This window comes from Cyclobacterium xiamenense, assembly GCF_900109255.1.
Taxonomy (GTDB): domain Bacteria; phylum Bacteroidota; class Bacteroidia; order Cytophagales; family Cyclobacteriaceae; genus Cyclobacterium; species Cyclobacterium xiamenense.
Genome location: NZ_FNZH01000005.1, coordinates 172931 through 196683, shown reverse-complemented (window position 1 = coordinate 196683; position 23753 = coordinate 172931). Strand labels below are relative to the sequence as shown.

Genomic DNA, 23753 nt, shown 5'->3' with positions numbered 1-23753 from the left:
AAGGAAACCCTTAAGGCAAACAACTTACTGATATTAACCGGATTACCCTATGATTGTTGCAAAAAAAATAAGTACTGCGTTAGGTCTATTAGCTGTTTTATTTCTGTGTTCGTGTAACAAGAGGCAAGTTATAAAAAAAGCCGAAAATCAAAAAATTTTTATCGCGCCCAAGGTACTCGAGCGATTAGGGGATTCCGTTCGTTTTTCCATACGCGTAGAGCTGCCAAATGCCCTACTATCCAGAAGCGAACGTTTCGCACTGACGCCACGGTTTTCTTTTGGCGGGGAGGTGTTGCGTTTTGAGAAGAAATTGGAGGTCAGCGGCGATACGCTGGATCCCTATGCACCGGTAATCCTGGAAGGGGACTTCAGCATGCCTTTTTCAAAGGGGATGGAAAAAGGCGAGCTACTGGCGATCACGGAATTCAGAAAGGGCCGAAATCCTGTTCCGGTACTGACGACCGAAGAATTGCTGGCTCGCGGCATTGTTACCACGGCGTCTTTGGCTCAGATTGGACAGTACCGGGGTCAGGAAAAAATCCCTGTTTTGGGAACCTGGCTCCCTCCTGATTCCCTGGAGAAAGCCGGGATGGGGCTCCGCGGCTGGCAAGAGATGGAAGACCGCCTATCGGCCTACAGCAATTTGCCTTTTACCGAAAAAACCCCCTTTCTGGAGGTGTTGAGAGGACCCGGCGACTGGAGCTACAAAAAGTGGAAAATGACCGGCCTGCCCCATTATCCGGAGATCAACCGGCAGGTGCTGTTGCGGTTTGAACGCGAAATCCGCCGGCAACCCGAGCCGCCACTCTCCGTTTCGGACATGCAGCTGTCCATTTTGGCCCGGGGCATCCGGCAGGGAAGGGTGCCCGCAGATACCCTCAGTGAGCGGGAACTCGCCCACGCAGTCTCCCGGGAACCGGGTTGGAACGAACAAGAGCAACTGCTGCTGGCCATGGAACAGGTATATCCCAGCGCCTGGGTGTACAGCAATCTGGGAATGGTTTTTCTAAACCGGGCGCAGCGTACGCAATCGGTACAGGAACGGAATCAACTGCTGGAAAATGCGCTTTTTTCGCTAAATCGCTCCAATGCCTTTTTTGAAAACCCCACTGCAGTATACAACTTGGGGCTGGTTTTTTGGCTTTGGGGAGATAAATTCAGCGCCTACACCAACTTTTATCGGGCGCTGGCCTTGACGCAATCGGATGCGCAACGGGAAACCTACGAAGGTGCTTTGGGTGCCGTTTCCATATTTAATGGGGACTACCGCCTGGCGGCCATCCACCTCAACAAAGCCGCCCAGGATCCCATCAACCTGTTTAACCAGGGATTGGCCAATTTTCTGGCAAAGGACTATTATAACGCCACCATCAAGTTTGAAGAAAGCGCGATTCAAAACAGGACAACCGGCTATCCGTTTTATGGTCTGGCGTTGATTGCTGCGCGAAATGGCGAGGAGGCAAAATTATACGAAAACCTGGGCAAGGCCCTGGAAAGGAACGATTTCCTGAAAAACAGGGCGCCATCGGACCGGGAGTTTTTCCAGTACCACGAACGGGAAGGATTTAAAGAGCTGCTGCGTGCGGCAAACGGGCAGGAACAATGAAGCAGTACCTCGGAATTGATATCGGTGGGTCCCATATAAGTGCCGGACTGCTGACAGCAGATGGAAAAGACATCGCTGACGAAAACCTGGTGCGCAAACCGGTCAATTCGTTAGCCAGCCGGGAGGAGATTTTAGCCGCCTGGGCAGCTTGCATCCAGGGCCTGGGCCCCACAAAAAATACCCTGCTGGGCATCGCCATGCCGGCCCCCTTTGATTACGAGCAGGGAATCTCCCTAATGGTAGACCAGGGCAAGTACCTGGCTCTTTACGAGGTGAACGTGACGACAGAACTATCGGAACGATTGCGTATTCCGGCTGAAAATATTCGGTTTATGAACGATGCAGCGGCCTTTCTACAAGGGGAGGCAGGGGTAGCAGGCTGGGATAACGGCGCGCACCTGATGGGCCTGACCTTCGGTACCGGGCTAGGTGGGGCGTTTAAATCCGGGGATCTGGCCGAGGACGGAGCACTGTGGTCCACGCCATTTAAGGAGGGGATCGCGGAGGATTATTTGAGTACTTCCTTTTTTTCCAAGTGGGCCAAAGAGCGGTTTGGGCATTCGGTCGTTGGATTGAAGCCCTTGCTGGAAGACGCGGATACGCGGGCAGAGACCCTGGAAATGCTCGGGGTTTTTGGACGAAATTTGGCCGATTTAATAGAGATACAGGCGAAGATCCGAAAAATTGACGCGGTAGTGCTGGGGGGAAACATGGTGAAAGCAGCCGACCACTTTCTCCCACAGGTGAGGCAACTACTCAACGCCCGTGGCCTCCAACTGGATATTCGCATCAGCAGGCTTGGTGAAAAGGCAGCCATGATTGGCGCGGCCAGCATCCACCGTGAAATCTGAAAATAAATTTAGTATCTTGAGCAGATTTTACTAGAAATTGATAAACGTTGTTTTTTTACGTAACCGCAGTTAACATGAATGTATCAAAAGAAGTGACAAAAGATGCCATTTTTAATCAGGTGGGCGATTGGTTGGACGGTTTTGGCTACCGGATTGTAAGTCGGGACGAAACCCGGCCCTGGGGTGGTTTTTTTGTGATCGATGAAGCACAGATCGGGCAGTTTCGGGAACAATTTTTTCCAGAGGTGCAACTTACCGAAGCGCAGCTGAAAAATAAGCTAAGTCCTAAAATTCTATTGGCCGGACCCGGAAAGCGCCTGTCCTGGCAGTATCACCACCGACGGGCTGAAATCTGGAAGCTGGTAGCCGGAGAGGGCGGTATCGTAACCAGTGCTACGGATACAGAGAATGCGCCAAAAACGCTGACCATTGGTGAAGTCATTCGGCTGGAACAAGGGGAAAGACACCGCCTTTTGGGGCTGGGCAGTTGGGCCGTAGTAGCCGAGATTTGGATGCATACCGATCCGGCAAACCCCTCGGACGAGACCGACATCGTACGGGTACAGGATGATTTTGCCAGAAAATAAGCAGTAAATGGAGGCCGCAGCTGCACCGGTGACTAGCCGAAACCATGCGATCGATGTTTTTCGGGCGCTAACCATGATGTTGATGATTTTTGTCAACGACCTGTGGACCCTTCGCGGTGTGCCCGAGTGGTTGCTGCACGTGCCTGCCGGGGTAGACGGAATGGGCCTGTCAGACGTGGTTTTCCCCGCTTTTTTATTTATTGTGGGATTGTCCATTCCACTTGCCATCAATAACCGGTGGAAAAAGGGCGAAAATACCTCCCAAATTCTGTTGCACATAGTGAGCAGATCCCTGGCGCTGCTGATCATGGGGGTGTTTCACGTCAACCTGGAGTCCTACCAGGCCGAAGGAGCCCTGTTGCCCAAAGCGGTGTGGCAGATACTACTTACCCTGTCCTTTTTCCTGATCTGGCTGGACTACCCAAAAGTGCCGGAGAAACAACAGAGGAAGTGGGTAGGAAAAACCCTGGGATGGGGATTGTTGGTTTTTTTGGCAGCCAGCTATCAGGGAGGCGCGGGCGATGCGCCCATTTGGATGGGCTTTTACTGGTGGGGGATATTGGGATTAATTGGCTGGGCTTACCTAATTGCATCCCTGGTTTACCTTCTCAGCCGGGGGAAACAGGTTTGGATTGGCCTGGCATTTCTGCTCTGCATGGGTTTCAGTGTGCTGGCAAAGTTGGAGATGCTGGCGTTTTTACAGGTAATCAAACCTTATATTTGGCTCATTGACGATGGGGCGACGCCAGCCTTAGCATTGGCGGGCATTTTGGTAAGCGGGTTTTACCGGGACCAGTTCAAACAAGGCAGGCAGGACCACTTTTGGTTCGTCCTTTCCGGCTTGGCGGCGGTATTCCTTTTTCTTGGTTTGGCGAGCAGACCCCTGTGGGGCATTCACAAGATCGGGTCTTCCCCATCCTGGGTACTAATCTGCATTGCCATTAGCATAGCCACCTTTGGCCTGTTGATTGTCCTGGTCGAGCGGAACAAGAAGAAGCATTGGTTTGACGGAATACGGGCGGCCGGGACAAGTACGCTGACCTGTTACTTGCTTCCTTACATCCATTATGGGCTGTTGAGCATGACAGGACTTGTTTTGCCCGAGGTGTTGCGGACCGGACTGCCCGGGATATTGAAATCCCTGCTATATGCCTTGCTTATCATACAGCTCACAGGTTTTCTGGAGCGGAGAAAATTGCGTTTAAAAATTTAAATTTACTTTTAAATCGTAAAAAATGAGGCATTCGGTCATTGTATGGGTAAGCAGCTGCCTGGTTTATTTCGTCGCAGGATCCCTGCATGCCCGGCAAACCACGGCAGGCCTGCCGATTCGGGGACTTGCCATTGCTGCTCCGCAGGCGGGAGAGGTGGATTCCTTTGTAGCCTTCATGGAGCAGGTACTGGCACCGCGGGGCGTCAATACCTTGCTGTTGCGGGTGGATTTTAATTATGCCTACGAATCGCATCCGGAATTGCGCAACGAGGACGTGCTTTCGAAAACCGAGGTAAAAAAACTCGTGGCTGCGGCCGCCCGTCATGGGATCAAACTCATCCCCCAGATCAATTTGTTGGGGCATCAATCCTGGGCGTCCAGCCTGGGCAACTTGTTGGCGATGTACCCTGAATTTGACGAAACCCCGCATGTGCAGCTTCCGGAGGAATACGAATGGCCGAATCCGGATGGGCTTTACTGCAAAAGTTACTGCCCCCTGCATCCGGAGGTCCACGGCGTGGTGTTTGACCTGGTCGATGAGATTGTGGAGGTATTCGAAACGGATGCCTTTCATGCGGGGATGGACGAGGTCTTTTACATTGGAGACGATCGGTGTCCCCGCTGCAACGGAAGAGACAAGGCCGAGCTTTTTGCCGGAGAAGTGACCCGCATATGCAATCACCTTAGCCGGACAAATACACGGCTTTGGATTTGGGGAGACCGGCTGATTGATGGCAAGACCACGGGAATTGGCATGTGGGAAGCCAGCATGAACAATACGCACCGGGCCATTGACCTGATTCCAAAAGATGTGGTCATTTGCGATTGGCATTACGAGCGCCCAGATCAAACGCCCGTACTTTTTGCCATGAAAGGCTTTGACGTGATTAGCTGTTCCTGGCGGAAGCCTGAGGTTGGTGAGATGCAAGTGGAGGATATGTATCGCTACCGAAGGTACCAAACGCCCGAGTTGAAGGACCGGTTCCAGGGGGTGATGTTGACCGTCTGGTCGGGTGCGGCTTCGTTTATGGAAGGATATACCCGGTACACGGAATCCGAGAACCCCGGGGAGGAAGCGCAGGAGCAGCCATGGGTAACCTTTATTCGAATGTTTGATACAATAGACCGGTTGTCCGGTAGTTAATTTCCACAACCTCAAAGCCAATTCTACGCCATGAATCCATTGCAGCAATCGACTCGCTACCAATCCCTGGATGTACTCCGTGGGCTCACCGTGGCCCTGATGATCGTGGTCAACACGCCCGGCAGTTGGTCTACCAATTTTGCCCCTTTTCTGCATGCTCCCTGGCACGGATTGACGATTACGGACCTCGTTTTTCCATCGTTTTTGTTTGTGGTAGGAAATGCCATGAGCTTTAGCCTGGCGAGGTTACGCGACCGGGGAGGGGCGATTTACTTTAAAAAAGTGATCCGAAGAACGGCCATTATTTTTCTGATCGGGCTGTTGCTTACGGCCTTTCCGTTTTTTCGAATCATAGACGGGAGTCCCGTGCCGTATGATTTTACTTCCATCCGTGTACTGGGGGTGTTGCAGCGCATTGCCCTTTGTTACGGCATAGCAGCCACCTTGGTATACTTTCTAAGCCTCCGGACGTGCCTGGCCATCGCCGCGGCGACTTTGCTCGGGTATGGGGGCCTGATGTTTTTCTTTGGGGATCCGGGTGCGGATCCCTATTCCCTGGAGGGAAATGCCGCCAGAAAACTGGATCTTTGGCTGATCGGCGCGGGAAATCTGTACCGGGGCGAGGGGATACCCTTTGACCCGGAGGGCTTGTTGAGTACCCTTCCCGCGGTGGTGAACGTGCTGGCAGGCTATGCCGTGGGGCTTTTTATCAAACGGCAAGGGGCACAGGTACAAACGGTAGTGCGCCTACTGACACTGTCAGTCCTGCTATTGGTCGTTGGCTACGCCTGGGATCTCCTTTTTCCCATCAATAAGAAGATATGGAGCAGTTCCTTTGTTTTGGTATCCGTGGGTTACGTCACGGCCCTTCTTGGGTTGCTTGTCTATCTTTTGGAGATCAAAAATTGGAAAAGCTGGGCCTACTTTTTTGAGGTTTTTGGCAGAAACCCCCTGCTTCTTTACGTGCTTTCGGGAGTTTTGGTACGGATCCTGCTCATGGTTCCCGTGAAGGGGTCTTCCCTGAAAAACTGGATCTATGAGGGCTTTTTCACCGGGATTTTACCCCCAAAAACAGCGAGTTTATCGTTCGCACTTGCATTTATGCTACTTATTTGGCTGGTCGGCTGGATAATGGATAAGCGAGGGGTGTACATCAAAGTATAGCCCTTTTCCCGGGCTCGTTCGCGCTAAACTGGCACGATTTTCCCAGTGTAATCGTCAGCAGTTGTAAACCATTCATCACATGAAGACCGACGATAAAAAATTCATCCAATCCCTGGCCATTTCTGGCCTGACACTGGCAGGTGGTTACCTTATCCGGAAAGGGCTGGAAAAGTCCTGGGAAAAAACCACAGGAAAAACACCACCAACGAGCCCTTACCGTCCGGAAAACTCGATGAAGGAGGTCATGGCCTGGGCGGTGGCAACGGGGATTTTGGTAAGTGTTTCCAAAGTACTTCTGGACTGGGCCTTTTCGGCAGGCACGGATACATTGGTAGACGATTGACCCTGGCCGATCATCTTTTACGGAAAATACTGGGAATTTTCCGTAAAAATGGGTAGTATTGATTATAAATCAGTGAATTACTTCTTTCAGAATGGGTAATTGTGCGGTAAATGGGGAGAATTCCTGACCTCATCGGGTAGGTGTTTCGCACCAATTCCCGACTAAACCCAAGATGCCCCATGAAAAAGTTGCTGGTATTTTTCTTCTTTCTGTCAAGCCTGCTGCCGTTAATCGCTCGGCAGGTACAGGTGGCAGAGCCGGAATTTTCCGGTATCGTTCTTCTTGTTAGGACCGAGCAGCTAGGAGAACCGCTGGAAAAGCAAAAAGCGTCTACCGGGTCAAAAGCCAGCGTTGGGGTGGCCCTGTTTGGGGTGTCGAAAGCGAAAGGCATGAATCTGGTCGATAAGGCAAAGAGTCCTGTGAGAACCGAAACTGGTGAAAACGTCCGCTTGCTGGTCAAAGCAGACCAAAACACCCGGGACCCAATCGAAATCATAAATGTGTTTTTACTTGAGTCCGACCCGGATAAAAACCGGCGATTAATTACCACAGGCACCGTTAATTTTAATAAAACTACTGCCGCGGATATTGATTTTTTGCCATTTACCGCCTCAAAATAGGAAAGTTCGTCCTACTTATTGGAAATAGAGGCTTTACCTCCCGGCGAATATGCAGCCACGTTGGACGGTTCGCGGGAAGTATTCAATCTTTTTGGGGTGGATGCCAGGTAAGGCAAATCCGCAAAAAAGCAGGTTCCGAAGTCATTCACTTTCTACGAGGGATTTCTTTTAAATACCCGGTAAATTCAATGTGCCGGGCGGGTATATTTTTTACCTTTGCAAAAACCGATGACCACATGAGATACCAACCGGCTCCCGCCTCGCTTTACAAGAAGAACCGTAAAAAAATCGAGAATAAGCTGCCGTCTAAGGCCATTGCCGTCTTTCATTCCAACGATATACTGCCTACCAACGCAGACGGAACCATGAGATTCCGGCAAAATAACGACTTGCTCTACCTGTGTGGTGTCGACCAAGAAGAAACCGTATTGGTGATTTGCCCGGACTTCCCCGATCCTAATCTAAGGGAAATACTGTTTATAAAGCCTACGAGTGAACACATTGCCGTCTGGGAAGGGCCTAAATTGACCAAAGCGGAGGCCACTTCCCTTTCGGGAATCCGTACCGTGAAGTGGACAACGGACTTTGAACAGATCTTCCACACCTTAATGGCGCTTAGCAAGCACGTATTTCTCAACACAAACGATCACTTGCGTGCCGATGTCACCGTAGAAACCCGGGATGCCCGGTTTATCAAATCCTGCAAGGAACGCCACCCCCTGCACGAATACCACCGCGTTTCGCCCATGATGCATGCCTTTCGTAGTGTAAAGGAGCCAGAGGAAATCGTCCAACTTCAAAAAGCCTGTGACCTAACGGAACAGGCCTTTCGGCGGGTGTTGGCCTTTGTGAAGCCGGGAGTCCGGGAATACGAGATCGAAGCCGAGTTCGTACACGCGTTCGTGAAATCCGGCAGTCGTGGCTTTGCCTACGAACCCATCATTGCCTCGGGAAAAAACGCCTGTGTGCTGCACTACATCGAAAACAATGAGGTTTGCCAGGACGGAGACCTGGTGCTTTTTGACGTAGGCGCAGAATACGGTAATTACAACGCCGATATGAGCCGCACCTTGCCGGTCAGCGGCCGATTTAGCAAACGGCAACGACAGGTGTACGATGCCGTGCTGCGGGTACAGCGGGAGGCGATGAACCTGTTGCGGCCAGGAATAACCATACAAGCCTATCATAAAGAAGTGGGACTGATCGTGCAATCCGAGTTGGTGAGCCTGGGGCTGCTTGACCAAACCGATATCCGCAATCAGGATCCGGAAAACCCTGCCTACAAGACCTATTTTATGCATGGAACCTCCCACCACCTGGGATTGGACGTTCACGATGTCGGCACCATGTACGAGCCCCTGCAGGCGGGTATGGTGCTTACGGTAGAGCCGGGGATTTACATTCCGCAGGAAGGAATGGGGATTCGGTTGGAAAACAATATCGTCATCGGAGACAACGGGTACACCGATTTGATGGAAAATATTCCCATTGATCCCGAAGAAATCGAAACCCTGATGAACGCCTAACCCCATCCATTGGAACCAATCGATCTGAACGAACAATCCCCGGATGCCATTCGGGAATTCAAGGCCGGCCTGAAAAAAGAGGCGTTGAATAGCCTGCAGCAAAAGAAAGAAGAACTGCAAACGCAGCTTTTGGCGCTGCAGGAAGCGGCGTCGACCGATACAAAAAGTAGTGCCGGCGATAAATACGAGACGGGAAGGGAAAGCATTCGGCAAAGCCGCACCTTGCTCGAAAAGCAATGGCAGACCCTTGCACAGTGGGAATCCGCAGTGCAGAAACTCTCGGTGGAACCGGCGTTCATCGTCCGCGAAGGAGCCTTGGTTGTACTGGATATTGGGTGGGTCTGGGTATCTGCTTCGTTTGGGAAAATGGTCTTCCGTAAACGAGAAATTCAGGGCGTTAGCAGCGCCTCCCCATTGGTGCAAGCCTTAAAAGGCAAGAAAAAAGGAGAAGCTGCATTTTTCCGGGGCAAAGCGATTGAAGTCAGGGGGGTGATGTAGAATAAGAAGAAAAAATTTATTTTTCCGAATAAAAATTCATTTTTTTATCGAAATGCCAGTTAATGGCATGGTCCTTGAACTTTTTACACCCGAAGTAGAAAAATACTCTGGGTGCGAATTTAAGGAGTTTATACTGAATACCTGTAAAATTTCCTCACTGTGTAGCACATCGGAGTATTACAGGCCAGGTCCGGATAGTAGGGTCTGGTTGTACGAATAGATTTTCGAACAAAAAAAGCAATGTCATGAAAACGTTACAAAAAGCAATGAAATTAGTATCCATACCTGTCACCCTTCTGTTTGTATTTATGCTCAGCGCCGGGGCACAATCGCAACAGGACGGCAGCAAACTGTCCGGCAGCGAATTAGAGCGTATGCAGGACCGGAACATGAATTACATGTTTCAGATCAATGAAATCATCAAGGACTATCCGGCGTTTTCCTACTCCTATAAGATGAAGGATGGAGAACTAGATGACGTAGTAGTTACCGGTGTGGACAATGAAATTGACCGGAAGAAATTGGAAGTGATCATGTTTGATCTGAAGAGCAATCGAAATAAGATGAAGAGTAAAGCCAACCGGATGGGCGTATTTTACTCGGTGGACGAAGAAGCCGATTTCGAGGGGGGAGAAGAAGCCCTGCGCTCTACGGTGCTAAGCAACCTGGAATACCCCGAATCCGCTAAAAACTGGGGTTTAGAAGGAACTATTTTCGTTAAGTTTGTGGTCGATGAGAACGGAGATATCCCTTTTGCAACGACTTCCAGCAATATCGAAACTTCCATGGAGCGGTATTTGACGGACATGGAAGCGCAAGCCATTAAAGCGATCAAAGCTACCTCCGGGGAATGGGAACCTGCAGAAGTGGAGAACGTTGAAGTCGCTTCGCTATCGGTTTTACCCATAACCTTTGATTTTGAGAAGAATCCCACGCTTCCTGCTTTAATTAGGTAAGGGAAAGGTACACTTGCCAACATGCATACGGGCAATTTTAGGAAGGTAATTCCTGAATTGCCCGTATTTTTTTTACAAGCGTTCGCTAGGAGAAACTGCCCGGAACACTTATTTTTATTGGAATGAAAGACAAGTCAGCCTCCCAACCCGCCAATCCGCTCCACGGAGTTCGATTGGAAGATATGGTCGTACATTTGCAGGAAACCTATGGGTGGGAAGCGTTAGGTAGGCGGATTCGCATTCGGTGCTTCACCCACGATCCTTCCGTCAAGTCCAGCCTAACTTTTTTGCGGAAGACACCTTGGGCCAGGGCTAAAGTGGAGCAACTGTACCTGGAATCGATTGAAAAATGATCGGTCGACAAGGAATCGAAGACGGGGGTATGTCAGTTCATCCCTGAATTCAACCATTTATGGAAATAATAGCGAGGCAAATTGCCGTAAACGACGTGCCAGGGGTATATTTTTGATGCCCAGAGTTAATAAGTACCGCAAATTTTACATACATTAAGTTTTTATCCAATCAATAAGTTGAAATAACCATGAAATCACCAAAGAAAGAAAAATCGGATCCCGGCAGGCGATCTTTTATTAAGAATGCGGCGATTGCCTCTTCCATCATTTTTGTTCCTCGCCACGTGTTGGGAGGAGTGGGGTATACGGCGCCCAGCGATCAGCTAAATCTCGCTGCCATCGGTGCGGGGGGAAAGGGCGCCAGCGATATTAAAAACGCATCGGTCAATGGCCGGGAGCGGGTAGTTGCCCTCTGTGACGTTGATTTTTCGGGTTCTGCTTCCCGCTCCGTAGAGAATTTTCCCAATGCCAAACGGTACAGCGATTACCGGGAGATGCTCGATAAGGAAAAAGACATCGACGCGGTGACCATTTCTACACCGGACCACGTACACGGTCCTGCCGCTGCCTATGCCATGGAGCGTGGCAAACACGTATACGTGCAGAAGCCCATGACGCATAATATCCGGGAGGCGAGAATGCTGACCGAAATGGCGCGAACGAACAAAATCGTCAGCCAAATGGGAAATCAGGGTGGCTCCAATCCACTGTTGGACATGGTGCAAAAATGGGTTGATGACGACAAAATTGGCAAGGTATCCAAGGTTCAGGTTTGGACTAACCGTCCCGTATGGCCACAGGGAATTCCTTTTCCGGAGCCAGCTCCCGCCAAAAAGCCGGACGATTTGGCATGGGACCTGTGGTTGGGACCTGCCGAGTACATACCCTACACCCCAAATCTCCACCCCTTCAACTGGCGGGGATGGTGGGATTACGGAACCGGCGCTCTCGGTGATGTGGGCTGCCACCTGATAGACATTCCCTTCCGTACCCTTGGTTTGAAGTACCCAACGGATGCGGAATGCAGCGTGGCCTCCATATACACCGATATGTGGACGGCAGATTATTATCCCAAAGGCTGTCCTCCTGCTTCTTTTATTACCTTGCATTTTGACGAGACGGTCAAAAGCCGTGCACCTATTGAGATGACCTGGAGTGATGGGGGGATTCGTCCTTCCCACCCCGATATCATCCCTGCAGACGCCGATATTGGCGGGAAAAACAGTGCCAATGGGGTGCTGATCATTGGAGAGAAGGGGATCATTTCTACCAATATCAACGATAGCTCGCCGCTTATGCCCAAGTTGTACCTAAACGACGGCACCACCGAATTTGGTCCGGAGGTAGAGAAAAACGACGAGCCTGAATACGGTCACCAGCGCAGATGGGTGGACGCTTGCAAGGCGGGATTCAACAGCCCCGAACACAAGGCGCTTACCTCCTCCTTTGACTATGCCGGCCCCATGACCGAGACGGTCCTGATGGGCAACCTGGCCATCCGAAGCTACATGCTTCGTAGAGAAAACAGCAAAGGACAGGCCGAGTTTTTTGGCCGCAAAAAGCTGTTGTGGGACGGAGAAAACATGCGCATCACCAATTTGGAAGAAGCCAATCAGTTTGTAGGAAGAACCTACCGCGAAGGCTTCAAGGTTTAAGCGGACAAACGTCACCATTTATAAACCCACCGGACATCTGACCGGTGGGTTTTTTTAATACCCCGTGATTTCCCGAAGCAGGGCAAAAAAGTCTCTTTTTCGGTCTGATCCCGTACTCCAGTCTACGGGCACGCTCTGATAGCCTTGTTCGAAGCCCTCGCCCTCCATTCGGAAATCAAAGAAACCCCAAGAAGCTCCGGCTGATACCGCCGCTATGAAATTGTTCCAGTCCTTATCGAAGTCAAAATGATCGTCCTCGTTGAATACAATGGGCATGTCCCGGTAGCCCTCCACCGATTTGGTTTTACGTACCATTTCCACGATCTGGTCCGGATCAGATACGCCGTTGCCATGGATGAGGAGAAAATCGGCCGCCTTCACCACATTGGGTAAGGGAATAAATCCGCCTCCATAGCTGGTACTGACGAGATAGCGAAAGCCGTTTTTTTCGTTGGCTTTCACGCGTAGGATTAATTCGTGTACCCGGTCCGGTTGCAGGATCTCGTGGGTATAGCGAACGTTGCACTCGTTATTTACTTCGATAAGTACGTGTTTGTAGGCCTGCATGTGTAGCCAGTTCAGGATATTGTCTACCGCCCGGATGACAGCCGCCTCATCCGCCAGGCGGTGGTCCTGTCCAAAATAGAACAATCCAAGGATGGGTACCATCTCCAGCCGCTCCGCTTCGTCCAGGATTTTCTTCAGCCGTTGCAGATAGGCAGGCCGCAATTCTCCGCTTGCCGTGAATGCGGAATTGTGCCAGGGTTGATTCCGGCTGTAGCCTTCGGGGCTTCCTCCCTGAAGGTTTAGCGTAAACGACAACAGGCCATGGGCTTTCCATTCGGCCATGTTCGCAACAAATTCCCGGGTATTGCGGTCGGGATCCCATGCGCCGGTATCCGGGTACTTCCACCGATTCACCGTTTCTGGATTTAGGTCGTCAAAAATCCCCTGCACCATGCGGCTATTCATGAGCAGGCCTTCGATGGAGTGACCTTTCCAGGTTCTCTCGGGATAGGTGGGGCGGCCGTTGATGTAGAATTTTTCTCCCGTTATCGCCACAGTTGTTTGGGCTACAGCCTGGGAGACTGGATAGCTGAGCAGCCCGAATGACAGGCAAAGCGCACCCACAAAGCAAATAAATGAAGAATTGCGTATCATGGTTTGGTTCGATTGGGTATGAGAAAAGGCCTGTCCTTGTTGAACAGGCCGGTTGGTATTAGACAAAGTTGGGATCCGGATGCTGATAGGGAGCCCGGTAAGGGCGCCGCAGCAAGCGCGTGGCCTCCTCATCGCCGATCACCATTCGTTTTTCGGGATCGTATGCCAGGGGTCGGCCCAGTTCCATGGACATGTTTGCCAGAATACAACTGGCAGTAGAAATATGGCCTTCTTCCACGTCAGCGACCGGGCGTCCGCCCTCTTCGATGGCCCGTAGAAAATCCCGCATGTGATCCCGGGTAGCGGGGGCTGCGTGGAGTTCAATGTCTTTTTCGTTTAGATCTTCCGGGTAGCGTTCCCGTTCGTAGACTACGTCTCCTTTGATCACCTCTCCCCCTCCCTGAGGAATAAATTCGTACTTCATGACGGAAGCTTTAAGGGTTCCTTTATCCCCATAAATTTTGTAGGCCCAGGGATATTCCGGATCCTGGGGAGTACCCCAGGAGCGGTGGGTCCACACGCAATCCAGTTCATCGTAATGAAAGGTTGCCGTCTGGGTATCGGCAGTGGTGGATTTTCCGCCTTTTTGCACGTAGATTCCTCCGGTAGCAAACACACTTTTGGGCCAGCCCAGACCCAGGGTCCACCGTACCGCGTCAAACATGTGCACACACATATCGCCGGTAATGCCGTTGCTGTACTCCATCATGGTACGCCACCAACGGCGGTGCGGAAGCCCGTCGAAGGGCCTCATGGGACCCGGACCTACCCATAGCTCGTAATCGAAAAAATCGGGCACTGGTTGCACCTCCGGTTCCCCGTTGGCCCGCATGTGGTAGTAGCAGCACATTTCGGCATGGGATACTTTGCCCAACAAGCCCTTGTCCACGATGTTCTTTTTTGCCTCCACCAGATGGGGGGTGCTGCGGCGTTGGGTGCCGATCTGCACCACCTTGTTGTGTTTGCGTGCCGCTGCCAGGATGGCTTCCCCTTCGATCACGTCTACACTGATGGGTTTCTGTAAATACACATGGGCACCCGCCTGTATGGAGTCAATGGCCTGCAGGGCATGCCAATGGTCCGGACTGCCTACCAGTACAATGTCCAGGTCGTTTTCCGCCAGCATTTGCCGGTAATGCGTGTATTTTTTTGGCGTATTTCCCGAGGTCTGCCGTTGGCTGACCAGTACGGCGGCTTCGTCCAACAGGTTTTGGTCGGGATCTGCCAGGGCCAGGACCTCTACCTCGGCCACCTGAATCAATCGGAATAAATCACTTTTACCATACCAGCCAGTTCCGATCAATCCGACTTTGTAGGGAGATTTTCGTGCCCCCCAGGGCATGGCCTGTACCCCCACACTGGTCAGCGCCATGAGGGCAGTACTACTTTTAATGAATTTTCTTCTGTTTACGTGTAACGGGTCCATTGCAAAATTTATGTTTTTCCAGATTAAGGAATGAATATAGAAAATTAATCCCTCAGAATACGTGTTTTTGTAAGGAACGGTCACATTTAACGGAAATTTCTTTCAAAGCGGAAAATCTTGGTGTATTTTTCAGCAGTAGACCGAATAAACCCCGCATGAAACCAAAAATAACCACAGCCTTCTTTCTTTCAGGCCTTTTTTATGTGATTTTCCCCTCCCTGGCACAGGAAAACCGCGCCTACTTGCAGGCTCCCGAAGTGTACCTCAAAGTTAGCTACGCACCGCGACACCAGCCGGATCAACGTCGGTTTTCCGGTATCCCCAGTCTGGCTCTTACAGGGGACGGGCAGCAAATGTGGTCGGTTTGGTACGCCGGACCGAGTCCCGGGGAAGACGAAAACAATTACGTGGTGCTGGCCCACAGCAAAGACGCCGGCAATAGCTGGGAAGAGCTGCTGGTGATCGATCCGGATGGACCCGGAGCAGTCCGGGCCTTTGATCCGGAGATATGGATGGATCCAACGGGCAGATTATGGGTGTTCTGGGCCCAAACCATCGGGATGGACGGTACCGAGGCGGGCGTTTGGGCCATGACAGCCGATCTGGGTTCCGAAGGCGGAGCCACCTGGTCCACTCCCCAACGGCTGACGGATGGCATTATGATGTGTAAGCCCACGGTATTGCGTACCGGGGAATGGGCTTTGCCAGCCTCGACCTGGCGATTGACTGACAACAGTGCCCGAATGGTGGTATCCGCAGATCGTGGAAAAACCTGGCAGCTAAAGGGCGCCATTCACGTGCCGCCAGCAAACCGGGTCTACGACGAACACCAATTTGTAGAAAAAAAAGACGGGAGGATTTGGGCCCTGCTTCGCACCAATTACGGCATCGGCGAAAGCTTTTCCACGGACCAGGGAGCGCGTTGGTCTCCGGTGCAGCCCTCCTTGTTTGCCCACCCAAGTGCCCGGTTTTTTATTCGGCGCCTCCATTCCGGAAACCTACTTTTGGTAAAGCACGGTCCACTGACCCAACGCACCGGGCGATCCCACCTGATGGCCTTTGTTTCCCGGGACGATGGGCTTACCTGGTCCCGTGGACTGTTGCTGGACCAACGCCCCGGTGTCTCTTATCCGGATGGACAGCAGGCGGAAGACGGAACCATTCACCTGGTGTACGATCGCGATCGGACAGGAGAACGGGAAATCGTGCAGGTCTCTTTCCGAGAAGCGGACATTTGGGATAGCGCCCACGACGAAGCCTTGTACCGGGTGTTTACTTCCCGAAAAATCATCAGTAGCAAATCAAAAACCGAATGAAGACTGGCATACGGCTAAGCGAATTAGTGGTTCTGGCGTTTTTTCCGCTGGCGGGCCTTGCTCAGGAGGAGCAGGGTTTTGCGGATGCTACTCCCTGGATCCGGCATACGATCGACAATACCTCCCTTGGCTCGGACGGTACCAAAACCGCCGATGTCAACGGTGACGGCAAGTTGGACCTGGCGGTAGGCTGGGAAGAAGGCGGGGTGGCCCGTCTGTACCTGCAGCCAGCAGACCCCAGGCAGCCCTGGCCGTACGTGGAGGTACCGGCACCGGATGTGGAGGATGCGTTTGCGGCCGATTTGGACGGGGACGGGCAAATGGACCTGATCACCTGTTCGGAAGGAGATCATCAGCGAGTGACCATTCACTGGGCTCCTGCTGACTCGGAAAAATACCTGGATTCGAAAGCCTGGCGGTCCGAAGATATTCCAGTTACCCTGGGTACGACCCGCTGGATGTTTGGCAGGGCCGTGGATGTGGATGGTATCCATGGACTGGATTTGCTCGTCGGATCCAAGGATCCCAACGGGACCGTGGGCTGGCTGGAGGCGCCGGCAGATCCGCGAAACATGGAGGGTTGGGTGTACCACGAGATTTCTCCTGCGGGTTGGATCATGTCCATCGAATGGGTGGACATGAACGGAAACGGCACACCCGACGTGTTGATTACGGATAGGAAAGGTTCCCTGCGTGGCCTCCGCTGGTTTGAAAACCCGGGTGCGTCCCGAGTTCGTGGCGCCTGGAGGCCTCATTTGCTGGGCGTGCGAGCCGGTGAACCCATGTTTTTGGGTGTGGAATCCGGTACCGGTGCTCCGACAGAGGCCATTGTCGTTGCGGATTTGCTGGGAGGTTGGGCGCTGTATTACCGGCAGGGGAAGCAGTGGCTTTGGGAGCAGCAGGCTTATCCGGAAGGTCTGGGAACCCGGGGCAAATCGGCCCTATTGACCGATCTGGATCAGGATGGGAAAATGGATCTGGTGCTCTCCTTTGAAGGGGCCCTGGAAAAATCCGGGCTGGCTGCGCTGATGGATTTTCGGTCGGATTCCCCGGGACTGTTGGACATTAGCGGAGCAGCAGGCGTCAAATACGATTTTGTCACGGCAATCGACCTGGATGGAGACGGAGACCTGGACCTGGTTACTTCCGAGGAAACGGCCGCAGACGGAAGCAAAAAGGGTCTGGGAGTAATTTGGTACGAAAACCCACTGAAATAAGCCGGTGACCGGTAGCAAATTTTTTGGTCAGGCATGGGCCTGATTGGAAGAATTCAGCGTAGTATTCCCAAGCAGGAAGAAGAATCACTCAAGGTACCGGCATGTACGGAAGTAAATAACTAAATATGCATATGATAGACGAAATTTACCTGATTGCGAGTGGCGACCTGCGATTGGCTGCCAACCAAACTTGTTGGCCGGCGCAGGAAGAAATGGAGGAAAAGCTGGTGCGCGTTTTCAGCGAACTGGGGGTGCGGGTAATCCGCGCTCATCCCTATGACGCCGAAAAAGGGCATGGTTTCATCGATTCCCAGAAAATGGGCATGCAGGTTTTTCGCGACCTGGATCCGGCGAAGCCCCTGGTCGTGGCCGAAAGTGTTTGGCAGTATTCCCACCACGTCTTGGCAGGATTAACGACGCATAAGGGACCGATTTTGACCCTGGCCAATTGGGACGGGCAATGGCCTGGCCTGGTGGGAATGCTGAACCTGAATGGATCGCTTACCAAAGCCAGGGTTTCCTATTCCAGCCTTTGGAGTCGGGACTTTAGTGACGACTTTTTTCTCAATGGCCTGAAGGAGTGGATTCACTCCGGAAAAGTGACCCATGACCTTGGTCATGTACGGGACTTTGACACTGCAGCTTTTCCAAATGGACTCGCCGAAACGGGTCGTCGTTTTGCCCGGGAATTTCGGAAACAGAAGGCCATTATGGGCGTGTTTGACGAGGGCTGCATGGGCATGTTTAACGCCATTATTCCGGATCATTTGCTGCATCCCACCGGCGTCTTTAAAGAACGGCTAAGCCAGTCTACGCTCTATGCCGCCATGAAAACGGTTACGGAGGAAGAGGCAGCGCAGGTGCTGGATTGGTTACTGGACCGGGGGATGACCTTTGTCTGGGGATCGGATCCTGCCACAGAGCTCACCAAAGCGCAAACCCTGGAGCAGTGCAAGATGTACATTGCCGCCCTGCGGCTTGCGGAGGAATTTGGCTGCGATACCATCGGTATTCAGTACCAGCAAGGATTAAAGGATTTGGCGCCTGCCAGCGATTTGGCGGAGGGGCTGCTGAATTGTACGGAACGACCGCCAGTCCTGGGACGGGACGGGAAGGAAATCCTTCCAGGAAAAGCGCTTCCCCATTTCAATGAGGTGGACGAATGTGCCGGACTGGACAGCCTGCTGACCTACCGCCTTTGGGAAAAACTGGGCATGCAAGGGGATAATACCCTGCATGATCTCCGCTATGGGGAGGACTACCCGCTTGCAGGAGGAGATGCCTTTGTCTGGGTCTTTCTCATTTCCGGGGCGGCTCCGGCCTCGCATTTTGCAGGAGGATATGCCGGGGCAAGTAGCGAACGGCAGCCCCCCATGTATTTTCACCTGGGCGGAGGCAGCCTCAAGGGCGTTAGCAAACCCGGGCACATTGTCTGGAGCCGTGTGTACATCATGAACGACCGGCTGCACTGCGACCTGGGTACGGGAGAGGTTGCCGAATTACCTGCCGAGGAAACCCAACGCCGTTGGGACCTGACCACCCCCCAATGGCCCATCATGCACGGGGTATTGGATGGCGTGAGCAGGGATCAAATGATGGCGCGGCACAAGGCCAACCACATTCAGGTGGTCTACGCGACCAGTAAAGAAAAAGCGCTGGAGGCATGCCTTGCAAAAGCCGCAGCCATGGACGAACTAGGAATAAAAACAGCATTATGTGGTATCGAGTAAAAATGGTTTTCGCAACGGTTACGGGGGCTTCCGCAATGGCCCTGACATTGGTTGGTTGTGGATCCGGGGAGAATACTTCCCAATCCCGGCAAGACCAGGAGGCAAACGACATTACGGGAAACTACTACCTACCGCCCAAAGCCGAGGTCGGTGAAGGGGCACTGGTACATGCGGAGTTGGTTTATCCGCTGGACAACCGGCCCACGCCTCAGGTACATGCTTCCACGTTGGTGGAGACACCGGCAGGTATCGTGGCCGCCTTTTTTTCCGGAACCCATGAGCGCAATCCGGACGTAGGCATCCGGGTAAGCCATTTGGAAAACGGTACCTGGTCCTGGCCCGAAGAAGTGGCCAATGGCGTTCAAAACGACACGCTGCGGTACCCTTGCTGGAATCCCGTGCTTTTTCAGCCGGAGGAGGGACCGTTAATGTTGTTTTACAAGGTGGGGCCTACCCCCCGGGATTGGTGGGGAATGCTGATTACCTCGGAAGACAACGGCAAAACCTGGTCTGCTCCCAGCAGGTTGGGCGAGGACCCGGCGATTGGCCCCTTGCTGGGTCCTGTCAAAAACAAGCCGGTACAGCTGGAAGACGGCACGATAATCAGCCCTTCCAGTACGGAAGTGGAATCGGATGGGGAAACTTTCTGGAAAGTGCATTTTGAAATTAGCAAGGACCGGGGAAAAACCTGGCAGGTGGTCGGACCCATCAATGATGGGGTGGCATTTGATGCCATTCAGCCCAGTGTGTTGCAGCATGAAGACGGCGCCTTGCAAGTCCTTTGCCGGACGCGGCAAAATGTCATCGCTGAAAGCTGGTCCAGGGATCAGGGTCAGACCTGGTCGGAAGTGGAGGCGACCTCCTTACCCAATCCCAACTCGGGGACGGATGCCGTGACGCTGCAGGACGGAAGACACCTGTTGATCTACAACCACAGCACCAAAGAAGGAGCCGAGCCCAACGGTAGAAACATCCTCAACCTGGCCATTTCGGATGATGGCAAAACCTGGCATCCCTTCATGACCTTGGAAAATGAACCCAATAATGCGGGGTACAGCTATCCGGCCATCATACAAGCCGAAGACGGCATGGTGCACCTTTCGTACACCTACGACCGCATATCGGTGAAATACGCCGTCATCGATCCATCAAAAATATAAGAAATTTCCCAACGAATCCTGATTTTTAAACGCCCTACGAAGTAGGAATAACACACATGCAACGAGACTTACTCAATCAACCACTTCGGGGGATCATTCCCCCGGTCGCCACGCTATTACAGGATGACACCCGCCTGGATACAGAAGGTATGTCCAAACTTCTGGCCCACCTCATGGAGGGTGGCGTGCAGGGATTGTTTATTCTGGGCACCACGGGAGAATGCACCAACCTTTCCTACGATCTTCGACGGGAACTGATACAGCTGACTTGTAGGGAAGTAAACCAACGACTTCCGGTACTGGTGGGTGTGACCGACACTTCTTTTCATGAAAGCCTGCGGTTGGCAGGGGTTGCGCGGGATGCCGGCGCCGATGCCGTGGTGGCAGCGCCTCCGTATTACTTTGGATTGGGAGAGCGCGAAATCCTGGCCTACTTTAGAAAATTGGCCGACGAGTTGCCCTTACCGCTCTACCTGTACAACATGCCCTCCCATACCAAAACCATGTTGAGTCAAGCGAACGTTGTCGAGCTTTCCCAGCACCCGAATATTTTGGGGTTAAAGGATAGTTCGGGTAATGCGCCCTACTTCAATGCCATGGTCCACGCCTTTCGCAACCGTCCTGATTTTACCCTCCTGGTGGGGCCAGAGGAAATGCTGGCATCCGCGGTACTGATGGGAGGCCACGGGGGCGTGAGCGGAGGAGCAAATATGTTTCCAAAGGTGTACGTAGACCTGTACCAGGCGGCAGCATCCGGTAATTTGGCCGAAATGGCCCGTTTGCAAGATATGGTGATGGAAGTTTCTGCAGAGCTTTACAGCCTGGGAAGTTACGGCTCGAGTTTTCTAAAAGGTTTAAAGGCGGGCTTGCATTTTCTAGGCCTTGGAAATGGCTTCCTGGCTGCCCCACTGACGGCTTTCGAAGGGGAGCAATTGAGAGAAATACGGGAAAAGTTGCCCCAACTGGCTGCTTACCGCTATTGCACTAACGATACATAAGTTCAAATTCAGGTAAGGTATGAATCTACCCATTATTGATTTAGTTGTTTTTTTATCCTACATGCTGGCGATTGTCTTGTTTGGAGCTTCGTTTTATTTCAAAAAACGCTCTTCGGAGGACTTTATCACGGGAGGAGGAAAGCTTCCGTCCTGGGCAATCGGCATGTCCATTTTTGCTACGTTTGTCAGTAGCATCAGTTTTTTGGCCTTGCCGGGCAACGCCTACCTTTCCAATTGGAATGGGTTTGTGTTTAGTCTTTCCATTCCCATTGCCGCCATTTTGGCGGTGAAATTCTTTGTGCCTCTTTACCGGGGTATAAAAAGTCCCTCGGCTTACTATTACCTGGAGACTCGCTTCGGCGCCTGGGCCAGAACCTATGCCTCCATCTGCTACCTGTTGACGCAGCTGGCACGGATGGGGGCTATCATGTATTTGCTCGCGCTACCAATGAATGTGCTTTTCGGATGGAGTATTCCGGTAATCATTGTCATCACCGGAATCAGCGTGCTAATCTATGCCATCATGGGTGGTTTTGAAGCGGTGATCTGGACCGATGCCATTCAGGGGATCATATTGATCAGTGGAGCGGTGGCCTGTTTGGGTATTATCTTTTTTTCCATGCCCGAAGGTCCCGGACAGGTGTTTGCCATTGCCTCCGCCCACAATAAATTTAGCCTTGGGAGTTTTGGGTTTAGCTTTTCGGAAGCCACCTTTTGGGTCATTCTGATCTATGGCCTGTTTATCAATTTGCAAAATTTTGGTGTAGACCAGAACTACGTACAGCGGTATTTGAGTGCCAAAACGGACAAAGAGGCGGTAAAATCCACCCTTTTGGGTAGTTTATTGTACGTACCGGTATCCTTGTTGTTTTTCTTTATCGGAACGGCCCTGTTTGCCTACTATCAGGCCCTGCCGGATCTGTTGCCGGTGGAGTTTAGGGGCAGCGAACAGGCCGATAAGGTATTTCCTTACTTTATCGTCAATGGATTGCCGGTAGGGATGACCGGCTTGTTGATCGCTTCCATCTTTGCGGCCGGGATGAGTACCATTTCTACCAGTATCAACAGTTCCGCAACGATCATTCTAACCGATCACTTCAAAAAGTACCTCTCGCCGGACTTACCGGAAAAAGCAGAAATGAAGGTATTGGTAATCGCTTCCCTGGTGATGGGCTTTCTCAGCATCGTGATTGCCATTGCCTTCAACGGGGTAACGAGTGCCCTGGATGCCTGGTGGGCACTTTCTGCCATCTTCAGTGGTGGAATTTTGGGATTGTTTCTGTTGGGATTTATTGGCAAAAACATCCGCCAAAAATATGCCGCCATTGGCGTGGTTTTGGGGGTATTGCTTATCGGTTGGATGAGTTTATCTCCGGTAATCCTGGAGGAAGGGGCCACCTTTAGAAGCCCCTTTCACGCAAACCTGACGATTGTATTCGGCACCTTGGTCATCTTTCTGGTAGGATTTCTCCTATCTGCGCTTGCCAATCGAAAAAAGGCGCGCTAGTTAAGCCGTTTCTTCTTTTTTGCGGATGGCTCGGGAAGAATAGATCAGCATGCTGATGATGATGAGCAGGACAAACAATACGGCGTATTCGAATTGCATCCAGATATCGGATCGGGCTTTGATGCGGTAACTGAGGTTGGTGAGTTTTTCTCCTTCTCTAAGCTGAATTTTTGAAAGCTCCCGCAGGTCGTAAAATACCCGCTCAAAGTCCGTGTTAAACTTTTCCACGGTGGTTTGGTAGTTTTGCTCCGATTCTTCCAGGTCGGTAAAATAACTTTCGATTTCAAGCTTTTCCGTAATCAGCGATTTGAATTCTTTCAGATACTCCGACTCTTTGGGTGTGAGGTGTGTTTCTTCGAAGGACGAGATGATGTTCAGAATTTGATCGTGGTAATCCATTACCTGTTTCTTCACCGAAAGGTATTGTTCCAGGGATTCGGTATCGGCTACCAGTAATCGCATGCGGAAAAGGAGTTCGGTGATGTTGAAAATATAGTCCTGAACGACCAGCCGGTCTTCGTAGACCGACACAAAGGAGGCTTCCAACTCATCGACGTTGCTTTTGTCCACGAGACTTTTTGCAAAAATCAGAAACAAAACCAAAGACAGCGCAATCGCTATCTTGATTTTAAAGGCTTTAAACGAGCTATCATTCATTTTTTTTAGTTTTTGGTGCGGTACTTATTTGACCCGTATGCGGATAAATTACCGCATAAAGATAC

General features: G+C 51.8%; 22 protein-coding genes. 19 read left to right on the top strand and 3 right to left on the bottom strand.

Going from position 1 to position 23753, the window contains the following annotated elements:
- Nucleotides 1-49 precede the first annotated feature (49 nt).
- From BMW71_RS16690 to BMW71_RS16630, 13 genes are all read left to right on the top strand, one after another.
- Entirely contained in the window at nucleotides 50-1606 is a 1557-nt protein-coding gene (locus BMW71_RS16690; RefSeq protein ID WP_092176547.1) for a tetratricopeptide repeat protein, read from the top strand.
- Nucleotides 1603-2457: an ROK family protein gene (locus BMW71_RS16685; protein WP_092176544.1), complete on the top strand. Its 855-nt coding sequence runs from the start codon at nucleotides 1603-1605 to the stop codon at nucleotides 2455-2457. Before BMW71_RS16690 ends, BMW71_RS16685 begins: the two co-directional genes overlap by 4 nt.
- 74 nt (nucleotides 2458-2531) lie before the next feature.
- Entirely contained in the window at nucleotides 2532-3044 is a 513-nt protein-coding gene (locus BMW71_RS16680; protein WP_092176542.1) for a cupin domain-containing protein, read from the top strand.
- A 7-nt stretch (nucleotides 3045-3051) separates the two neighbouring features.
- Nucleotides 3052-4257 (top strand): DUF5009 domain-containing protein, encoded by a 1206-nt coding sequence (locus BMW71_RS16675; RefSeq protein ID WP_092176539.1) that lies wholly within the window; start codon nucleotides 3052-3054, stop codon nucleotides 4255-4257.
- Between the two features lie 22 nt (nucleotides 4258-4279).
- Nucleotides 4280-5401, top strand: a complete 1122-nt coding sequence (locus tag BMW71_RS16670; protein ID WP_092176536.1) for a family 20 glycosylhydrolase — start codon at nucleotides 4280-4282, stop codon at nucleotides 5399-5401.
- 30 nt (nucleotides 5402-5431) lie between these two features.
- Nucleotides 5432-6565, top strand: a complete 1134-nt coding sequence (locus BMW71_RS16665; RefSeq protein ID WP_092176534.1) for an acyltransferase family protein — start codon at nucleotides 5432-5434, stop codon at nucleotides 6563-6565.
- Nucleotides 6566-6644: 79 nt separating this feature from the next.
- Nucleotides 6645-6908: a DUF4235 domain-containing protein gene (locus BMW71_RS16660; protein WP_092176531.1), complete on the top strand. Its 264-nt coding sequence runs from the start codon at nucleotides 6645-6647 to the stop codon at nucleotides 6906-6908.
- Between the two features lie 179 nt (nucleotides 6909-7087).
- Complete coding sequence (locus BMW71_RS16655) at nucleotides 7088-7528, top strand: hypothetical protein (RefSeq protein ID WP_092176529.1); 441 nt, start codon at nucleotides 7088-7090, stop codon at nucleotides 7526-7528.
- A gap of 236 nt (nucleotides 7529-7764) precedes the next feature.
- Nucleotides 7765-9054, top strand: a complete 1290-nt coding sequence (locus BMW71_RS16650; protein ID WP_092176866.1) for an aminopeptidase P family protein — start codon at nucleotides 7765-7767, stop codon at nucleotides 9052-9054.
- A 9-nt stretch (nucleotides 9055-9063) separates the two neighbouring features.
- On the top strand, nucleotides 9064-9552 hold the full coding sequence (locus tag BMW71_RS16645) for a hypothetical protein (protein WP_092176526.1): 489 nt from the start codon (nucleotides 9064-9066) through the stop codon (nucleotides 9550-9552).
- 245 nt (nucleotides 9553-9797) lie between these two features.
- On the top strand, nucleotides 9798-10508 hold the full coding sequence (locus BMW71_RS16640; protein WP_092176524.1) for an energy transducer TonB: 711 nt from the start codon (nucleotides 9798-9800) through the stop codon (nucleotides 10506-10508).
- 122 nt (nucleotides 10509-10630) lie between these two features.
- Nucleotides 10631-10861 carry a VF530 family protein gene (locus tag BMW71_RS16635; RefSeq protein WP_092176521.1) on the top strand — a complete coding sequence of 77 codons (231 nt, stop codon included), beginning with the start codon at nucleotides 10631-10633 and terminating at the stop codon, nucleotides 10859-10861.
- 188 nt (nucleotides 10862-11049) lie between these two features.
- Nucleotides 11050-12516: a Gfo/Idh/MocA family protein gene (locus tag BMW71_RS16630; RefSeq protein ID WP_092176519.1), complete on the top strand. Its 1467-nt coding sequence runs from the start codon at nucleotides 11050-11052 to the stop codon at nucleotides 12514-12516.
- A 54-nt stretch (nucleotides 12517-12570) separates the two neighbouring features.
- On the opposite strand, the gene BMW71_RS16625 is transcribed toward BMW71_RS16630, so the two are convergent.
- Both BMW71_RS16625 and BMW71_RS16620 read right to left on the bottom strand, forming a co-directional pair.
- Entirely contained in the window at nucleotides 12571-13677 is a 1107-nt protein-coding gene (locus BMW71_RS16625; RefSeq protein ID WP_244891206.1) for a hypothetical protein, read from the bottom strand.
- A 58-nt stretch (nucleotides 13678-13735) separates the two neighbouring features.
- Nucleotides 13736-15103, bottom strand: a complete 1368-nt coding sequence (locus BMW71_RS16620; RefSeq protein WP_092176861.1) for a Gfo/Idh/MocA family protein — start codon at nucleotides 15101-15103, stop codon at nucleotides 13736-13738.
- Nucleotides 15104-15258: 155 nt separating this feature from the next.
- Between BMW71_RS16620 and BMW71_RS16615 the strand changes: the two genes are divergently transcribed.
- The 6 genes from BMW71_RS16615 (at nucleotide 15259) to BMW71_RS16590 (ending at nucleotide 23031) form a co-directional block, all read left to right on the top strand.
- Nucleotides 15259-16419: a sialidase family protein gene (locus tag BMW71_RS16615; protein WP_092176517.1), complete on the top strand. Its 1161-nt coding sequence runs from the start codon at nucleotides 15259-15261 to the stop codon at nucleotides 16417-16419.
- Nucleotides 16416-17636: an FG-GAP repeat domain-containing protein gene (locus BMW71_RS16610; protein ID WP_092176514.1), complete on the top strand. Its 1221-nt coding sequence runs from the start codon at nucleotides 16416-16418 to the stop codon at nucleotides 17634-17636. Before BMW71_RS16615 ends, BMW71_RS16610 begins: the two co-directional genes overlap by 4 nt.
- 131 nt (nucleotides 17637-17767) lie before the next feature.
- The gene (locus BMW71_RS16605; protein WP_218145598.1) at nucleotides 17768-19366 is read left to right on the top strand and encodes a fucose isomerase; all 1599 of its coding nucleotides are present in this window, start codon (nucleotides 17768-17770) and stop codon (nucleotides 19364-19366) included.
- Between the two features lie 2 nt (nucleotides 19367-19368).
- On the top strand, nucleotides 19369-20526 hold the full coding sequence (locus tag BMW71_RS16600; RefSeq protein ID WP_092176509.1) for a sialidase family protein: 1158 nt from the start codon (nucleotides 19369-19371) through the stop codon (nucleotides 20524-20526).
- Between the two features lie 56 nt (nucleotides 20527-20582).
- Nucleotides 20583-21524, top strand: coding sequence for a dihydrodipicolinate synthase family protein (locus tag BMW71_RS16595; RefSeq protein WP_092176506.1), 942 nt, complete (start codon nucleotides 20583-20585; stop codon nucleotides 21522-21524).
- Between the two features lie 19 nt (nucleotides 21525-21543).
- Nucleotides 21544-23031: a sodium:solute symporter family protein gene (locus BMW71_RS16590; protein ID WP_092176504.1), complete on the top strand. Its 1488-nt coding sequence runs from the start codon at nucleotides 21544-21546 to the stop codon at nucleotides 23029-23031.
- On the opposite strand, the gene BMW71_RS16585 is transcribed toward BMW71_RS16590, so the two are convergent.
- Nucleotides 23032-23688 carry an MCP four helix bundle domain-containing protein gene (locus BMW71_RS16585; RefSeq protein ID WP_092176501.1) on the bottom strand — a complete coding sequence of 219 codons (657 nt, stop codon included), beginning with the start codon at nucleotides 23686-23688 and terminating at the stop codon, nucleotides 23032-23034.
- Nucleotides 23689-23753 lie beyond the last annotated feature (65 nt).

Excerpts from the sequence above, each read along its gene's own strand:
- BMW71_RS16690 (WP_092176547.1), top strand. The coding sequence starts at position 50 with ATGATTGTTGCAAAAAAAATAAGTACTGCGTTAGGTCTATTAGCTGTT.
- BMW71_RS16685 (WP_092176544.1), top strand. The coding sequence starts at position 1,603 with ATGAAGCAGTACCTCGGAATTGATATCGGTGGGTCCCATATAAGTGCC.
- BMW71_RS16680 (WP_092176542.1), top strand. The coding sequence starts at position 2,532 with ATGAATGTATCAAAAGAAGTGACAAAAGATGCCATTTTTAATCAGGTG.
- BMW71_RS16675 (WP_092176539.1), top strand. The coding sequence starts at position 3,052 with ATGGAGGCCGCAGCTGCACCGGTGACTAGCCGAAACCATGCGATCGAT.
- BMW71_RS16670 (WP_092176536.1), top strand. The coding sequence starts at position 4,280 with ATGAGGCATTCGGTCATTGTATGGGTAAGCAGCTGCCTGGTTTATTTC.
- BMW71_RS16665 (WP_092176534.1), top strand. The coding sequence starts at position 5,432 with ATGAATCCATTGCAGCAATCGACTCGCTACCAATCCCTGGATGTACTC.
- BMW71_RS16660 (WP_092176531.1), top strand. The coding sequence starts at position 6,645 with ATGAAGACCGACGATAAAAAATTCATCCAATCCCTGGCCATTTCTGGC.
- BMW71_RS16655 (WP_092176529.1), top strand. The coding sequence starts at position 7,088 with ATGAAAAAGTTGCTGGTATTTTTCTTCTTTCTGTCAAGCCTGCTGCCG.
- BMW71_RS16650 (WP_092176866.1), top strand. The coding sequence starts at position 7,765 with ATGAGATACCAACCGGCTCCCGCCTCGCTTTACAAGAAGAACCGTAAA.
- BMW71_RS16640 (WP_092176524.1), top strand. The coding sequence starts at position 9,798 with ATGAAAACGTTACAAAAAGCAATGAAATTAGTATCCATACCTGTCACC.
- BMW71_RS16635 (WP_092176521.1), top strand. The coding sequence starts at position 10,631 with ATGAAAGACAAGTCAGCCTCCCAACCCGCCAATCCGCTCCACGGAGTT.
- BMW71_RS16630 (WP_092176519.1), top strand. The coding sequence starts at position 11,050 with ATGAAATCACCAAAGAAAGAAAAATCGGATCCCGGCAGGCGATCTTTT.
- BMW71_RS16625 (WP_244891206.1), bottom strand. The coding sequence starts at position 13,677 with ATGATACGCAATTCTTCATTTATTTGCTTTGTGGGTGCGCTTTGCCTG.
- BMW71_RS16620 (WP_092176861.1), bottom strand. The coding sequence starts at position 15,103 with ATGGACCCGTTACACGTAAACAGAAGAAAATTCATTAAAAGTAGTACT.
- BMW71_RS16615 (WP_092176517.1), top strand. The coding sequence starts at position 15,259 with ATGAAACCAAAAATAACCACAGCCTTCTTTCTTTCAGGCCTTTTTTAT.
- BMW71_RS16610 (WP_092176514.1), top strand. The coding sequence starts at position 16,416 with ATGAAGACTGGCATACGGCTAAGCGAATTAGTGGTTCTGGCGTTTTTT.
- BMW71_RS16605 (WP_218145598.1), top strand. The coding sequence starts at position 17,768 with ATGATAGACGAAATTTACCTGATTGCGAGTGGCGACCTGCGATTGGCT.
- BMW71_RS16600 (WP_092176509.1), top strand. The coding sequence starts at position 19,369 with ATGGTTTTCGCAACGGTTACGGGGGCTTCCGCAATGGCCCTGACATTG.
- BMW71_RS16595 (WP_092176506.1), top strand. The coding sequence starts at position 20,583 with ATGCAACGAGACTTACTCAATCAACCACTTCGGGGGATCATTCCCCCG.
- BMW71_RS16590 (WP_092176504.1), top strand. The coding sequence starts at position 21,544 with ATGAATCTACCCATTATTGATTTAGTTGTTTTTTTATCCTACATGCTG.
- BMW71_RS16585 (WP_092176501.1), bottom strand. The coding sequence starts at position 23,688 with ATGAATGATAGCTCGTTTAAAGCCTTTAAAATCAAGATAGCGATTGCG.